The organism is Janthinobacterium sp. FW305-129 (assembly GCF_020858115.1).
Taxonomy (GTDB): Bacteria; Pseudomonadota; Gammaproteobacteria; order Burkholderiales; family Burkholderiaceae_D; genus Janthinobacterium.
The window spans coordinates 118,864-133,698 of record NZ_JACYMM010000012.1 but is presented as its reverse complement, the minus strand read 5'-3'; the positions used below and the strand labels follow the sequence as shown (position 1 = coordinate 133,698).

Here is a 14,835-nt window from a genome sequence, read left to right as displayed (position 1 = left end):
GTGCCGCACACGCGAAGTATAACAGCATGGCAAAAAACCGCCGAGTTTGTTTAAAGTATGCAATGCCACAGGTAAAAGAAATACATGGCCAGGGCGCGCCTTTTCATGCCGTTTTTCATTATTATTGCCTGTAGCACTCCATTCGCGGGACTCAGCGCGGCGCCGGGGTGTTCACTCCCGGAGGACTATCATGCGTATTGCCGATCTTCGCATCGCCACCCGCCTGTATGGCGGTTTTGCCACCATCGTCCTGTTGCTGGCCGCCCTGGTCACCGTCGCCACGCTGAATGTCGCGCGGCTGGCCGACGCCAATGCCATCAACACCCACACCTACCTGGTACTGGCCGAAAACAGCGCCATCCTGGAAAGCCTGATCAATATGGAAACGGGCCAGCGCGGCTATGTGATCACGGGCGTGGAGGCCTCGCTGGAACCGTACCAGGCGGGTCAGGCCGCGTTCGGCGCGCACCTGGACAAGGCGCGCGCCCTGACCAGCGACAATCCGGCCCAGCAGGAGCGCCTGGCAAAACTCGATGCCGCCAAGCAAGCCTGGCTGGCCGGCGCGCTCGAACCCGTGATCGCCATGCGGCGCGCCGTGGCGCAGGGCACGGCGGCCATCGAGCCCGTGCTGGCGCTGGAAAAGGAGGGACGGGGCAAGCAGGCCATGGATGCCATGCGGACCTTGCTGGGCGAGATCGGCCAGGCGGAAACGGCGTTGCTGGCGCAGCGCTCGGAAGCGGCGGCGGCCTTGCAGGCGCGCACGCACTGGACCTTGCTGGGCGGCGGCGCGGCGGCGCTGTTCCTGGCCGCCCTGATCGCCTGGTGGCTGGCGCGCAACATCAGCGTGCCGCTGCGCTCGGCCATCGGCGTGGCCAGGCAGGTGGCGCAGGGCGACCTGACGGTGCAGGTGGAAGTGCGTTCGAAGGATGAGACGGGCGAACTGATGCAGGCATTGAAGGACATGACGGCCAGCCTGCTGCGCATCGTCACCGAGGTGCGGGGCGGCACGCAAGCCATCGCCACGGCTTCGCGCCAGATCGCATCGGGCAACCTCGACCTGTCGGCCCGCACGGAACAGCAGGCCAGTTCGCTGGAGGAAACGGCCTCGTCGATGGAAGAACTGACCGGCACGGTGCAGCAGAACGCGCAGAATGCCCATGAAGCCAACGGCCTGGCCGCATCGGCCTCCGCCGTGGCGGGCAAGGGCGGCAGCGTGGTGGCGCAGGTGGTCGACACCATGGGCTCGATCAACGACTCGTCGCGCAAGATCGTCGACATCATCGCCGTCATCGACGGTATCGCGTTCCAGACGAATATCCTGGCCTTGAACGCGGCCGTGGAGGCGGCCCGGGCGGGCGAGCAGGGGCGCGGTTTTGCCGTCGTCGCCACGGAAGTGCGCAACCTGGCACAACGTTCGGCTGGTGCCGCCAGGGAAATCAAGGCCCTGATCAACGACTCGGTGGCGCAGGTGGAGAGCGGCGCGCGCCTGGTCGACGAGGCGGGCCACACCATGCACGAGATCGTCGACAGCGTGCACAAGGTCAGCAGCATCGTCGGGCATATCTCGGCCGCCAGCGATGAGCAGCGGGCCGGCATCGAGCAAGTCAACCAGGCGATCAGCGAAATGGACCATGTGACCCAGCAAAACGCTTCCTTGGTGGAAGAGGCCGCCGCTGCGGCGGAAGCCATGCAGGAGCAGGCGGCGCGGCTGGCCGATGCGGTGGCCGTGTTCAGGACGGCGCAGGTGGACGCCGTCGCGGCGCCGTCACCCCGGCCCGCCGTGCGCCGTCCCGTGCCGCTCAAGGCGGCGCGCGCACCTGCCCGCCTCAGCGGTAAACCCGTGGCGCGCCATGCGCCGCAAGTTCCGGCCGACAAGCAGCGCCCGGGGGAAGACGAGTGGGACGAGTTTTAATGTCGCAGTGCATGTGACAGTTGTCGCAAAATAGCGCTTGCGTGCATGTGACTGTTGTCGCATAATTGTGTCAATAGTCACTAAAAGGATGCACCATGAGCACGCCCTCCGTCACCGAATTGTCGTTATTGAAAGCCTTGTGGAAAGACCACCCGCTGTCCGCGCGTGAATTGCACGCCAGGGTGGAAGACGAGCTGGGCTGGTCGTTTTCGTCCACGCGCAAGACGGTCGAGCGCATGCTGGACAAGGGCATGCTGCTGCAGCGCAGCGTGCATGGCGTGCTCGTGTATGAAGCGAACGTGGACAAGGTGGCTACCCTGGCCGCGTTTGCCCACGACTTTGGCCGGCGCGTGATGGAAATCGATAGTCCCTTGCCGGTCAGTATGTTTACGGGCAGCAAACTGGTGGACCAGCAGGAGCTGGCGGCGCTGGAGCAGCTGCTGCAGGACTGGCCGCTCGAGGGAAAGGAATAGGCGATGCTGCTGTTTTCTCTCACGCTGTTGCAGGCCAGCGCCGCCTGTCTCGTGACGGGCCCGCTGCTGTGGGCAATGCTGAGCCTGGCGCAACGGCGCTGGCCCGCGCTGGCGGCGCAGCGCAGCGTGTGGCTGGGCGCCCAGCTGGTGCTGGCCGCCGTGTTTGTGCTGCCGCTGCTGCCCGACGCGCGGCAGCTGAGCGTGGTGCCCGAGGTAAGCGTGCCCGTTTTCCTGGCCGGCACGGCGCCCGGCGCGCCGCTGGCCATGGCGGCGCCGGTTGCCGGGCTGCCACCGGCTGCTTCCTGGCTGGCCCTGGTGCCGTCCGCCTGGGGCCTGATCTATTTGCTGGGCGTCGCTTGCGCCGTCTGGCGCTGGCGGCGTGGCCACGCCATGCTGCGCACCTTGCTGCAACTGGCGCGGCGCCGCCGCCTGCCTGGCATGGATGTGCTGGAAGTGGACGCGCCGATCTCGCCGATGCTGGTGGGCGTGTGGCGGCCGCGCTTGCTGTTGCCGGCGCACCTGGCGCAATTTACGCCGGAACAGCGGCAGCTGGTGATTGCCCATGAGCTGACCCATGCCCGCCGGCGCGATCCCGTGCTCCTGCTGCTGGCCAATCTGCTGCAGGCGCTGCTGTGGTTCAATCCGGCCGCGCGCTGGCTGGCCGGCCAGCTGGCTTGGGCGCAAGAGCTCGGTTGCGACCGCCAGGTTCTGGCGGGCCGCCCCGCGCGCCAGCACCAGCAATATGCGGCCGCCCTGGTCCGGCAGCTGGGACTGCAGGCGCAGCCGCTGCCGGGGCTGGCCTTCGGCGGCGGCGGCATGGCCGAGCGCCTGCGGCGCATGCGTGACGGGCAGGAGCGCCCGCCTGCGGCCCTGCGGGTGCTGACGGCGCTGCTGCTGTGCGCGATCGGCGCGGCCAGCCTTGCGCTGCAGCCGGCACTGGCGTGGGCCGTGGCAGCCGCGCCGGCAACCATGCCCGCTGCGACGGCGACGGCGCCAGCGCTCTGGCGCAATCCCCTCGATACCATGCGCGTGACCGGCTTCTTTGGCGTGGTGCGCCAGCTGACGCCGCGGGGCCATCGCGGCATCGATCTGGGCGCCAGGCGCGGCACGCCCGTGCATGCGGCGGCCGACGGCATCGCCAGCGTCAGCGAAGATGCGCGCCTCGGCAAGGCCGTGCGCATCGACCATGGCGGCGGCGTCGAGTCGCTGTATGCCCATCTCGACCGGGTCACGCTCACCACCGGCATGGCCGTCACGGCGGGGCAGGCCATCGGCACCGTGGGCGCCACCGGCCTGGCGACGGGACCGCATCTGCATTTCGAGGTGATCCGCAACGGGCGTTTGCAGGACCCGCAACAGTGGCTGGCCGGTCTCGATGCCAACGCCACCGCGCGCGCCCTGCGCACGCGCAAGGAGCAGTTCGGCCGCTAGTGTTACCTGGCCGCGGGTCGGGTGAGCGCGCGAGCGCACAGTCGACTCCACCACAACCCTTTCAGGATTCCCCATGCGATTGAGTATTGTATTGTGCAGCCTTGCGCTGCCGTGGACGGCGCACGTCCGTGCCGTGGACGTTCTCCCTTCCGTGACGGTCACTGCCGGCAAAGTGGACCAGCGCCGCAGCGACACCGTCGCCGCCATCGTCGTCGGCCACGAGGAACTGATACGCCAGGGCGAGCGTACCTTGTCCGACGCCCTGAAGCGCCTGCCCGGCGTTACCATCGGCGGCACGGCTTCGGGCACGGCTGGCGGGCAAATCCAGCTGCGCGGGCTGGGTCAGGGTTATACCCTGGTCATGCTCGACGGCGTGCCCGTGCCGCCCGGTTTTTCGCTCGACTCCCTGGATCCGGAACTGGTCGAGCGCGTGGAAATCATGCGCGCCGCCACGGCGCAATTTTCCGCCCAGGCGATCGCCGGCTCCGTCAATATTGTGCTGAAAAAATCGGGCAAGCGGCGCGAGCGCACTGTCAAGCTGGGGGCGTCCGGCAGCCATGGCATGCCCGCCGGCAGCGCCACCGTGCAGTGGTCGGACAAGGACGGGGACCTGTCCTACGCGCTGGCCGGCACGCTCGCGCACACGGGGCGCCGGGGCGTGCTCGATGAATGGAACCGCGCATACGATGCCGCTGGCAGCCCCACGGTGCTGCGCCATATGCCGCTGACGGAGCGCGTGACCAGCGATGCGTTCGAGCTGGCGCCCCGCCTGCAATGGGCGCTGGCGGGCGAAGACAGCCTGGCCTGGCAAAGCCTGGTCACCTTGCGCCGCGTGGCCAGCCGCCGCCAGGTGGTGGAAACGGCTTATCTGGGCGGTCATACCGACTATCCGCACAACGACGCCGCCTTCAGCCAGGACAGCGGCACCGTGCGCAGCGATCTGCACTGGTTGCGCAAGCTGGGGCAAGGGGCCAGCCTCGATATGAAACTGGGCCTCGATGTCAACCACCGTGGCAGCGACTATCTGTTCCAGGGCGTCAGTGCCGCGCCCGGGCCGGCGAATGTGCGCCGCGTCGATGCGGGCGTGGACGAGCTGGGCGCCCAGACCAGCGGCACCTACCGCCGGACGCTGGGCGCGGGGCACGCGCTGGCGGCGGGCTGGGATGCGGGGCACCGGCGGCGCGCCGAGTTTCGCCGCGAGCGCCAGCTGTCGCCGGGCGGGCCGCCCGTGCTGCCGGACGCAGACTATGCGGCCACGCTGCGGCGCCTGGCCCTGTTTGCGCAGGATGAATGGGATATCTCCGCGCGCTGGTCGCTGTCTCTGGGGCTGCGCTGGGAAACCTGGCGCACGGCCAGCGCCACCGGTGGCGCGGACGCCGTCGACGTGCGCGCGCAAGTGTGGAGCCCCGTGCTGCACAGCCTGTGGAAGCTGGCCGGCAAGGATCAGGTGCGCCTGGCCGTCACGCGCACCTACAAGGCGCCGCAGATTTTCCAGCTGATCCCGCGGCCCTACCTCAACGACAACGGCAATAGCCCCGCGAATCCCGACAACCGGGGCAACCCGGCGCTGCGCCCGGAGCTGGCGTGGGGCCTCGATGCGGCCTACGAATACTATCCGGCAGGCGGGGCACAGGGCGCCATGCTGGGCGCCAGCGCCTCGCTGCGGCGCATCGGCGACGTGATGCTGGACCGCCTGTACCAGGACCACGGGCGCTGGGTGGCCACGCCCGTCAATCAGGGCAGGGCGCAGGTGCGCGGCATCGAACTGGAAGCGAAGCTGCCGTTGGCGGCGCTGTGGGCGGGCGCCCCCGCGCTGGACTTGCGGGCGAACGTGGCGCGCAACTGGTCGACGCTGGACGCCGTCGCCGGCCCGGACAACCGCCTCGATGGCCAGCTGCCGTGGAGCGCCAACCTGGGCGCCGATTACCGGCTGTCCAGCAAGCCCTTGACCGTGGGCGGCAATCTGCATTACCAGGGCGGCGGACGGTGGCGCGAGTCAAGCCAGCTGCTGGCCTGGCAGGGCGCCCGCCGCGAACTGGACCTGTACGCCTTGTGGAAGTTCAGCGACCAGCTGCGCCTGCGCGTGTCGGGCGCCAATCTGCTGCGGCAGCCTGAGCGCGCGCGCAGCCTGTATGCGGATGGCGCCGGCAGCCTGTTGCGCACGGTCGATACGGGCAGCTACCGCACCCTGCGCGTCATGCTCGAAGGCTCCTTGTAGGCCTTGTTCAGTCGTCGATCTCCGCGACGACGTAAGCGATGCCCTGCGCATCGAGCCAGGCGCGCACGGCGTCCAGGCCGTGCCACGGGTCCGGGCGCAGGTGCTGGCAGACATACAGGCCGGCGGCCGTCAGCCTGGCGTCCGTGTCGGGCATGGCGTTGCCGGGCGGGCGCGGCGCCGGCGCCGCCAACTCTGGCAGCCGCGCGAGGTGCTGGCGCTGTTCCGGCGTCAGGCTGGCCGTGATCCTGAATTCAAATCCCATGTTTTCTCCTTGATTTGCGGGCCGCCGCAGCGGCTATTTTTCATTATCGAAAAAATTGCACATAGCTTGGCATTCTTTCCGTTTTTGTTTTCAAAGTATCTCGTCCATACTGCATAGCACTGGCCCGGCACACACAGCGTGACGCAAGGGCAGGAGCAGAAGCACCGTACAACGACATCCCTTTTTTTATATTCAATTATTTTCACCAAGGAAAACATCATGCCTATCGCCACCGCCCAAGCCGCCCAAAAACTGCTGACCCCTGACGATCATACCCTGATCATGATCGACCACCAGTCGCAGATGGCGTTCGCCACCCGTTCGATCGACCTGGCCTTGCTGCGCAACAATGCGGCCCTGGTGGCGAAGGCGGCGGCGCAATTCAATGTGCCGACGATTTTGACGACGGTGGCGGCCAAGTCGTTCTCCGGTCCCATCTTCGACGAAATCCAGTCCGTCTTTCCCGACCAGGCGCCGGTCGACCGCACGACCATGAACACCTGGGAAGACGCGCGCATCGCCGACAAGGTGAACGGTTACGGCAAGGGCAAGATCGTGCTGGCCGGCCTGTGGACCTCCGTCTGCATCGTCGGCCCCGCCCTGTCGGCGCTGGCGCAGGGTTTTGAGGTGTACGTGATCGCCGACGCCAGCGGTGACGTCTCCGATGAAGCCCATGCGATGGCCATGCAGCGCATGATACAGGCGGGCGCGCAGCCGATGACGTCCGTGCAATACTTGCTGGAACTGCAGCGCGACTGGGCCCGCGGCGAGACCTACAATGAAACGGTGGCGACGGCCGTGGCGCACGGCGGCGGCTATGGCCTGGGCTTGATCTACGCCAAATCCATGTTCAACGCCAGCGAAGGTCATTGAGCTTTCATTGATATCGCGCCAGCGCCGCCCGCCGGCGGGGCGGTATTCTTCACCTGAACCGGGAGTTTCCATGCACGCAAGCACGATTTTACTGAATGGCCGTTTCCACACGGTCGACAGGGCGCAGCCGCTGGCGTCCGCCGTCGCCATCGCCGACGGCAAGTTCCTCGCCGTCGGCGACGTCGAAGACGTGATGCGCCATCGCGGCCCCGCCACGCAGCTGATCGACCTGGCTGGCCGTACGGTGATTCCCGGCCTGAACGATTCGCATCTGCACCTGATCCGGGGCGGCTTGAACTACAACCTGGAACTGCGCTGGGAAGGCGTGCCGTCGCTGGCCGACGCCTTGCGCATGCTCAAGGAGCAAGCCTTGCGCACGCCGAACCCGCAATGGGTGCGCGTGGTGGGCGGCTGGACGGAATTCCAGTTCGCGGAAAAGCGCATGCCGACGCTCGATGAAATCAACGCGGCCGCGCCCGACACGCCCGTCTTCATCCTGCACCTGTACGACCGCGCCCTGCTCAACCGCGCCGCCCTGCGCGCCGTCGGCTACGATAAAAATACGCCGAACCCGCCCGGCGGCGAGATCGTGCGCGATGGGGCCGGCAACCCGACGGGCTTGCTGATCGCCCGGCCGAACGCCATGATCCTGTATGCCACGCTGGCGAAAGGCCCGAAGCTGCCGCTGGAATTGCAAGTGAACTCCACGCGCCAGTTCATGCGCGAACTCAACCGCCTCGGTATCACCAGCGCCATCGACGCCGGCGGCGGCTTCCAGAATTATCCCGAAGACTACGCTGTCGTCGATGAGCTGGCGCAAAAGGAGCAGTTGACGATACGCATCGCCTACAACCTGTTCACGCAAAACAAGGGCGCGGAATTGCAGGACTTCCAGAAGTGGACGGGCATGATCAAGCCCGGCGACGGCACGGATTACTACCGGCACAACGGCGCCGGCGAAATGCTGGTGTTTTCCGCCGCAGACTTCGAGGATTTCCTCGAGCCGCGCCCCGAGCTGGCGGCCGGCATGGAAGACGAGCTGGAAAAGGTCGTGCGCCACCTGGTCGAGCAGCGCTGGCCGTTCCGCCTGCACGCCACCTATGACGAATCGATCGGCCGCATGCTCGACGTGTTTGAAAAGGTCAACCGCGACACGCCGTTCGGCGGCTTGCACTGGCTGTTCGACCACGCGGAAACCATCAGCCCGAGAAACATCGACCGCGTGAAAGCGCTGGGCGGCGGCCTGGCCATCCAGCACCGCATGGCCTTCCAGGGCGAATATTTCGTCGAGCGTTACGGGGCCGAGGCGGCCAAAGCCACGCCGCCCGTGCAGCGCATGCTGGACGCGGGCGTGCCCGTGGGCGGCGGCACGGATGCCACCAGGGTCGCCAGCTACAACCCGTGGACGGCGCTGTACTGGCTCGTTTCCGGGCGTACCGTGGGCGGCCTGGCCCTGACGGATGCGGCGGGGCGCCTGTCGCGCGACACGGCGCTGGAACTGTGGACGGCGGGCAGCGCCTGGTTTTCCAGCGAGCAAGGCAAGAAGGGGCGCATCCGCGAGGGCATGCTGGCCGACCTTTCCGTGCTGTCGGCCGATTACTTTACGGTGCCGGAAGAGGCGATCAAGTCCATCGAATCCGTGCTGACCATGGTGGGCGGCAAGGTCGTCTACGCCCAGGGAGAATTCATGGCGCTGGCGCCGCCGGCCATCCCCGTGCTGCCCGAGTGGTCGCCCGTGCGCGCGGTGCCCGGCCATTACCGGCCCGCAGCCAGGCCGGCGCAAGCGCAAGCCATGCTGCCGCACCAGTGCGCGGGCGCCTGCGGCGTGCATGCGCATGCGCACGACCGGGCGCGCAAGTCGGCCGTGCCGATCAGCGATTTTTCCGGTTTCTGGGGCACCCTGGGCTGCAGCTGCTTCGCCTTCTAGGCGGCCGGGCCTTATTTCGAAAGGCGCAGGATGGCCGAGGCGAGCCGCGTGAAACAAGGGCTCAGGTCGCTTTCGGTGGCCGCATAGCAGTACAGGCCCATGGGTTCGGCCGGCTTGCGGCAACGCGTTGGCGCATCGCTCGTGTTGGCCATGCAGCGCAGCAAGTCTTCGCCGATTTCATTGTCCGGCCCTGCCATGCCCTTCAGCGCGGCGCCCATGCCCAGGGTAAAGATGTAGGTTTTTTCCAGGCGCGCCTTGCTGGCCATCGCTTCTGCCAGGTTGCGCGATGCACGGTGCATATTGGTCCACTGAAGTTTTCTGGTGGACATATCTTTGCTCACTGCACGCGGCGCAGTGGTCACGATAGGGAATTCGCGTGCCGTCGGATCGTCGGCCTGGGCGGGAGGATTGTGCGCGTTATACCAGGCCGGCAATTCACTGATCAGGTTTCTGGCGCAATAGGTCTCGGGCGCGAGCTTGGTGCTGGTTGCATCGATACGGTACAGTCCATCTGTCGCAAAACCGCTCGATGGTAAATCGTCGTACACGGCCAGCGCTCCCGCTTTCGTGCAATTGCCCGTGGTAGCGGGAAAAAAGTAAGAGGAAAAGGCGGACGGCGAGCCGTCGGAAAAGAACACGATGACGCGCAGGCTGGAGCGATTGACCTGGCTGATGCCCTTGAGTTGATCAAGGGCATTCCACATGCCTTCCGAATAATTCGTGCCGCCTTCAAACTTGTAGCCATTGATGGCATTGCCAGCCTGCGTGCGATTGAAGCCGCGATCGCTTGTCTTGATCGGCAGATCGAGTTGCGCGCCGCTGGCAAAATGCAGGAGGCCGACGCGGTCCACGGTGGAATTGAATTTATTCAGGAAGGAAATGCCCGCCGCCCGCACGGCGTCGGCATTGTTTTTCAGCGACCCCGACGTATCCATCACCAGCACCATATCCAGGTCCTTGCGGATGGTTTGCGCGCTGGCGGCCACGTTCAGGGTCTTGAAGCCGAGTATGCCCATCAGCGAGACGGGCAGGGAGGCGGTGGCCGAGACGTCGATGGTGACGGTGCCCTTGTCGAACGTGACGTCGACGGGATTCAGGGTCGGCGTCGAGAGCAGGAACTGATCCGGATAATTGATATCAAAAAACTCCTTGGCCGACTGGCGCGCGCTGGCTCGCTGTTCCGCTTCCGAGTTGCCTGTAGTAACGCCGCGCGCCGCCGCCAGGCTGGCCGAGTCGACGGCCGCATTGAGCTTGGCCTTGACGAAGTAGCCGAGGGCCGAATCGATGGCCAGGCCCGCCGAGGCGATCAGGACGACGGCCGACAGCGCCACCATGATCAGCACTTGGCCGCTTTGCCGCTTGTGTGGAATGCGCATCAGAATATCGTCATCGAAGTCAGGTTGGGGCCCAGGATGGGCGTCGTGCTGTTGCCAATTTTCAAGGTGCCGAAAAGCATGTCGAAATTGTAGAAAGTTTCCACGGCGTAGATCAGCTCGCCGTCCGCCAGCTGGTTCTGCATCAATGCCACCGTGGGAGCATAGTCGTCCTTGGCGATGCTGGTGCACGTGCCATTGCTCCAGCTGCTGCATTGCCACACCTGGCTGGCGGGCAGGTAGCCGCTGGCCTTGGCGCCGGCGTCCCAGCGGTACTGTTCCAGCACGATATTGCGCAAGCCGCTCTTCGCCGTGTAGCCCATGATCTTGGTGACGTAGATCATGCCGCGCCTGTTCATGTCCAGCGGCGGCGTGCTGGCGGCCAGCGCATTCATGATGGTCTGGCTTGAGCCGCTCAGGTCGGACGTCGAGCGCGAGGCCAGGTTGGCGCCTTCGCGGCTGATGTTGAGCAGGATGATCTTGGCCTGGATGGCGCGCGACAGGTCGACCACCATGAACAGCAGCAGCGCCAGCAGCGGCAGCACGATGGCAAATTCGATGGCGGCGATGCCGCGCGCGGCGCGCCGCGCAAGAGGGCGGGAGCGCATCACAGGCCGCCAAAGCTTTCATTGCGCATGGTGGCGGCCACGACGTAGGGCGATTTGCCGTCCTTGTAGAAGGCGGCCATCAGCGGCGTGGCGAATTTCCAGTTGTATGCGACGGAAATGACGACGATATCGCCGCTGTTGCCGAACATGCCGGTGCTGGTGCCGCTGGTGCCATTGACCGTGATGACGGGATTGACTTTGTCGTAGATGCCCATGGAACTGGCTTTCATCTTTTGAATGACGGCCTGGTAGCGCTGCTGGTTGCTGCTGGCCGGATCGAGATCCTTGTTGCCCGTCACGGCATAGCGTGCGCCTTCTCGCACCGCATGCTGCATGGTGAGATTGGCGAAATAGGCCATGCTCAGTTCGATCATGCCGATCAGCAGCAGCAGGAAGACCGGGGCAATGATGGCAAACTCGACAAGGGTGGCGCCAGCCTGCCGGATGCTGCGTGGCGGAGGGCGGGAAAAGCGGGCCGTAGCCTTGCTGAGCATCATTTCGGGTATCCAGGTAAAGGCTTGCGCCTGCGTTTTATGGCAATGCATTCAAATCAATTTGCCTCAGCTCATTTTATCGCGCTTTGCGCGAGTGAGGTTCGCATTAAAATGCACGGAAATCAAGTTTATTATAATTTACATAGTCAATGGCGGGCTGCCCATTCCTAATTTGTATTCCTGAGAGTAATATGCGGAGCGTACGGAAATTAAAAAATAATTAAGCAATTTCCGGCATGCCGAACCGATGGTGCTTTTTGCAAAGATGAAATGAGTATGCTGCAACAGCAACAATTGCAATGGGGAAAGAATGGCGTGCCAGCCTTGCCGCCGGAGGAGCATGCTGACTTGCAAATAATCTCAGGCATGCGCTTATTCTTGGCCGTGACGGCATTATTGGCACTGATGCTCAATTCCGGCAGCCAGGGCTTGTCCGGGCAATTGGCTTGGGTAATTTTCCCCCTGTATGTGCTGTATGGCGCGGTATTGCTGGTTTTGCTGCATTTTCATCGCGGCAGCGGCAAATTGGTGTATTGGCTCGACGTATGCTGGTGCGGCCTGATCGTGTTGTGCACCGGCGGCGGCGAGAGTTACTTTTTCCCCGGGTTTTTCTTTGCGATCCTGGCGTCCTCGTTCCAGCGGGGATACGATGAAGGCGCCCGCATAACGCTCGCTTCCTGTGCCATGCTGGTGCTGGCGTCGGTGCTGTCGGAGCAGGAGCCGAATCTGCCGCAGCTGCTTTTGCGCACGGCGTTTGTCCTGGCGCTGGGCTGCATGATCGCTTGCTGGGGTGGCCTGAGCGTGCAGCACAAGCGCCGCCTGGCCTTGCTGCGCGAGGTGGGCCAGCAATCGAATCCCCGTTTCGGGGTCGATCATACGGTGGCGTCGATGCTGGAGAAGGCGCGCGTCTTCTTTGGCGCCAGCAGTTGCATCCTGGTCATGCGCGAGGGCGGCGCCGCGCATTGGCAGTTGCGCACGGCGCTCGACGACAGCCGGGGAAATGGCGGGCGCGTCAGCCAGATGAGCGAAGCGGCCGTGGCGCCGCTGATGGTGTTCGAGGCCAGCCAGAGCGTACTGTACGCGTCGTCGCTGCGTTCGCGCCTCGGGCTGGCGCATGCCTGGCAGGGCAAGGCACGCGCCAGCGCCAGATGGCAGCGGCTCGACATCGACGCGACGCAGGGCACCGCGCTGACGGAACTCTTCGATGCGCGGTCCTTCATCAGCGTTCCCTTGCCTTTGCATAAGGGACAGGGCCGGCTGTACGTACTGGCGTCCACAACCCGGCTGTCGAAGGCCGACGCCATGTTCTTGACGCATATCGTTGCACAAGTATTTCCCCAACTGGAGAATATCGCCATTCTCGACAAGCTCGCCTCCGGCGCCGCTTACCGCGAACGGCAGAAAATTGCCCGCGATTTGCACGATTCGACCATCCAGCCCTACATCGGCCTGCGCCATGGCTTGAGCGCCTTGCGGGGCAAGGTGGCCGCCGGCAGTCCCCTGCTGGCCGACCTCGACAAGCTGATCGACATGAGCGGCCAGGTGATAGCCGACTTGCGCCAGATGGCGCAGACGGTGCGCGGCGGCAAGGAGCGGTACGACGAGCCGGAGCTGCTGGCGGCCCTGCGGCGCCAGGCGCAACAGTTGAAGAAATTCTTTGGCATCGACATCGAGATTGTCTCGGACCGGACGTTCCTTCTCAGCGACAGGCTGGCGGCGGAAGTGTTTCAGATCGTCAATGAAGGCATGAGCAACATCCGCAGGCACACCACGGCCCGCGAGGGCTGCGTGCGCCTGGCCTGCGGGACGCATGCCGTGTCGATCTCGATCGAAAATGCCGCCGAGTCCGGCGCACCGGGGCGCGTGCCGTTCATGCCCGCTTCCATCGCTGAACGCGCGCAGGCGCTGGGCGGCACCGTGCAGGTTGGCCAGGCGGCTGGCGGCGCCACGGCGGTGCGTATCGAAATTCCCGTGTAAGGGCCCGGCCCTGCGCGCCGTGGCACATTGAAGGTAAGCCTATGTCAAGTCTGCATCCCATCCGCGTCATGCTGGTCGACGATCATAAAACCATGTTGTGGGGCCTGGAAAAAATGCTGGAGGACGCGTGCCCGGCGATGACAGTGGTCGCCAGCGTCAGCAATATTGGCGATGCCGTGGCGCTGGCCGGCAGCTTGCAGCCCGATATCGTCGTACTCGACGTCGATCTCGATGGCGTGTGTGCCGTCGATTCCGTGCCGGCGCTGGTGGCCAACGGCGTCACGCGCGCGCTGATGTTCAGCGGCACGCGCGACCAGGAAGTGCTGGCCCGCGCCGTGCGCAGCGGTGCGCGCGGCGTGATCGGCAAGGAAGTGGCGGCGGAACAGCTCATCGATGCCATCGCGCGCGTGCACCGCGGCGAACTCTGCCTGGACCAGGCTTTGCTGGGCAGTCTGCTGGGAGCGCTGATCAAGCCGGTCCCGGCACCGGCGGCGCCCGATCCGGAGGCGGCGCGCATCGCCCTGCTGACCCTCAAGGAACGCAAGATCGTTGCCATGATGGTGGAAGGCAATGGCGCACTCAACAAAACCATAGCGCAGCGCGCCTTCATTTCCGAGCAAACCTTGCGCAACCATTTGACGTCGATTTACAGCAAGCTGGACGTGGCCAACCGCCTGGAACTCTATGTCTACGCCTTGAAGAACGGCCTTGCGGGGCCCCAGGAATGCTGAATCCAGTACAAATGTACTGATATTGCAAAAGAAAAAAGCTCTTTTGTACCAGTTAAAAAATTACTTTTATCTGATTAATATCACTATTTATTTATTTATAATATATGAATCGGCAATCGGTAAATGCCGCTGAATTAGTCAGACTGATATTGCGAATAGGGCCAAGGGCAGGAAAGTCCGGAAAAAAATGATACGCCAGGCATCGTGTATTTAATGCGCGGTTGGCGCAGCAATTCATTTTCCGCTTATGCCTGGCGATGCTCGCCGATCGCCTTGGCGTGCCTGCTTGTACTTTCGCCCATATGCAAGGATCCGTGGCATAGATCCACTTCTGGCTGTATCCGCAGTTGTCATGACGTTGTAAAACTTACTCTGAATGGATTAATCATGAATTTCATCAAAAATTTTATCGCTGAAGAAGATGGCGTTACCGCAATCGAATACGGCCTGATCGCCGCGCTGATCGCTGTCGCGATCGTTGGCGTCGTGAAAACTGTGGGTACCGATCTGGGTGCCGTATTTACCAGCGTTTCGAAGAACTTGACAGGCAAGTAAT

At 64.4% G+C, this 14,835-nt stretch carries 13 protein-coding genes; 9 read left to right on the top strand and 4 right to left on the bottom strand.

Going from position 1 to position 14,835, the window contains the following annotated elements; translation table 11 throughout:
- Positions 1–190 precede the first annotated feature (190 nt).
- The 4 genes from IGS61_RS23045 (at position 191) to IGS61_RS23030 (ending at position 6,034) form a co-directional block, all read left to right on the top strand.
- Entirely contained in the window at positions 191–1,912 is a 1,722-nt protein-coding gene (locus IGS61_RS23045) for a methyl-accepting chemotaxis protein (protein WP_230541740.1), read from the top strand.
- Between the two features lie 95 nt (positions 1,913–2,007).
- Complete coding sequence (locus IGS61_RS23040; protein WP_230541739.1) at positions 2,008–2,385, top strand: BlaI/MecI/CopY family transcriptional regulator; 378 nt, start codon at positions 2,008–2,010, stop codon at positions 2,383–2,385.
- 3 nt (positions 2,386–2,388) lie between these two features.
- Positions 2,389–3,816 carry a M23/M56 family metallopeptidase gene (locus IGS61_RS23035; protein WP_230541738.1) on the top strand — a complete coding sequence of 476 codons (1,428 nt, stop codon included), beginning with the start codon at positions 2,389–2,391 and terminating at the stop codon, positions 3,814–3,816.
- A gap of 73 nt (positions 3,817–3,889) precedes the next feature.
- Positions 3,890–6,034: a TonB-dependent receptor plug domain-containing protein gene (locus IGS61_RS23030; protein WP_230541737.1), complete on the top strand. Its 2,145-nt coding sequence runs from the start codon at positions 3,890–3,892 to the stop codon at positions 6,032–6,034.
- A gap of 7 nt (positions 6,035–6,041) precedes the next feature.
- On the opposite strand, the gene IGS61_RS23025 is transcribed toward IGS61_RS23030, so the two are convergent.
- Complete coding sequence (locus IGS61_RS23025; protein WP_230541736.1) at positions 6,042–6,296, bottom strand: hypothetical protein; 255 nt, start codon at positions 6,294–6,296, stop codon at positions 6,042–6,044.
- A 219-nt stretch (positions 6,297–6,515) separates the two neighbouring features.
- Here IGS61_RS23025 and IGS61_RS23020 point away from each other — a divergent pair, with 219 nt between their 5' ends.
- Positions 6,516–7,169 (top strand): hydrolase, encoded by a 654-nt coding sequence (locus IGS61_RS23020; RefSeq protein ID WP_230541735.1) that lies wholly within the window; start codon positions 6,516–6,518, stop codon positions 7,167–7,169.
- A 70-nt stretch (positions 7,170–7,239) separates the two neighbouring features.
- Entirely contained in the window at positions 7,240–9,096 is a 1,857-nt protein-coding gene (locus IGS61_RS23015; RefSeq protein ID WP_230541734.1) for an amidohydrolase, read from the top strand.
- A gap of 11 nt (positions 9,097–9,107) precedes the next feature.
- Here the strand turns inward: IGS61_RS23015 and IGS61_RS23010 are convergent, their stop codons facing one another.
- The 3 genes from IGS61_RS23010 to IGS61_RS23000 are packed head-to-tail and all read right to left on the bottom strand — an operon-like array spanning position 9,108 to position 11,622.
- Positions 9,108–10,472 (bottom strand): vWA domain-containing protein, encoded by a 1,365-nt coding sequence (locus IGS61_RS23010; protein ID WP_230541733.1) that lies wholly within the window; start codon positions 10,470–10,472, stop codon positions 9,108–9,110.
- Positions 10,472–11,077: a TadE/TadG family type IV pilus assembly protein gene (locus IGS61_RS23005; protein WP_230541732.1), complete on the bottom strand. Its 606-nt coding sequence runs from the start codon at positions 11,075–11,077 to the stop codon at positions 10,472–10,474. The genes IGS61_RS23010 and IGS61_RS23005 overlap by 1 nt, the downstream gene beginning before the upstream one ends.
- Positions 11,077–11,622 carry a TadE family protein gene (locus tag IGS61_RS23000; protein WP_230541731.1) on the bottom strand — a complete coding sequence of 182 codons (546 nt, stop codon included), beginning with the start codon at positions 11,620–11,622 and terminating at the stop codon, positions 11,077–11,079. The genes IGS61_RS23005 and IGS61_RS23000 overlap by 1 nt, the downstream gene beginning before the upstream one ends.
- Positions 11,623–11,937: 315 nt before the next feature.
- On the opposite strand from IGS61_RS23000, the gene IGS61_RS22995 reads away from it, so the two are divergent.
- From IGS61_RS22995 to IGS61_RS22985, 3 genes are all read left to right on the top strand, one after another.
- The gene (locus IGS61_RS22995; RefSeq protein WP_230541730.1) at positions 11,938–13,548 is read left to right on the top strand and encodes a sensor histidine kinase; all 1,611 of its coding nucleotides are present in this window, start codon (positions 11,938–11,940) and stop codon (positions 13,546–13,548) included.
- A 41-nt stretch (positions 13,549–13,589) separates the two neighbouring features.
- On the top strand, positions 13,590–14,279 hold the full coding sequence (locus IGS61_RS22990) for a response regulator (protein WP_230541729.1): 690 nt from the start codon (positions 13,590–13,592) through the stop codon (positions 14,277–14,279).
- 387 nt (positions 14,280–14,666) lie between these two features.
- Complete coding sequence (locus IGS61_RS22985; protein WP_230541728.1) at positions 14,667–14,834, top strand: Flp family type IVb pilin; 168 nt, start codon at positions 14,667–14,669, stop codon at positions 14,832–14,834.
- The last annotated feature ends 1 nt before the right edge of the window (position 14,835 follow it).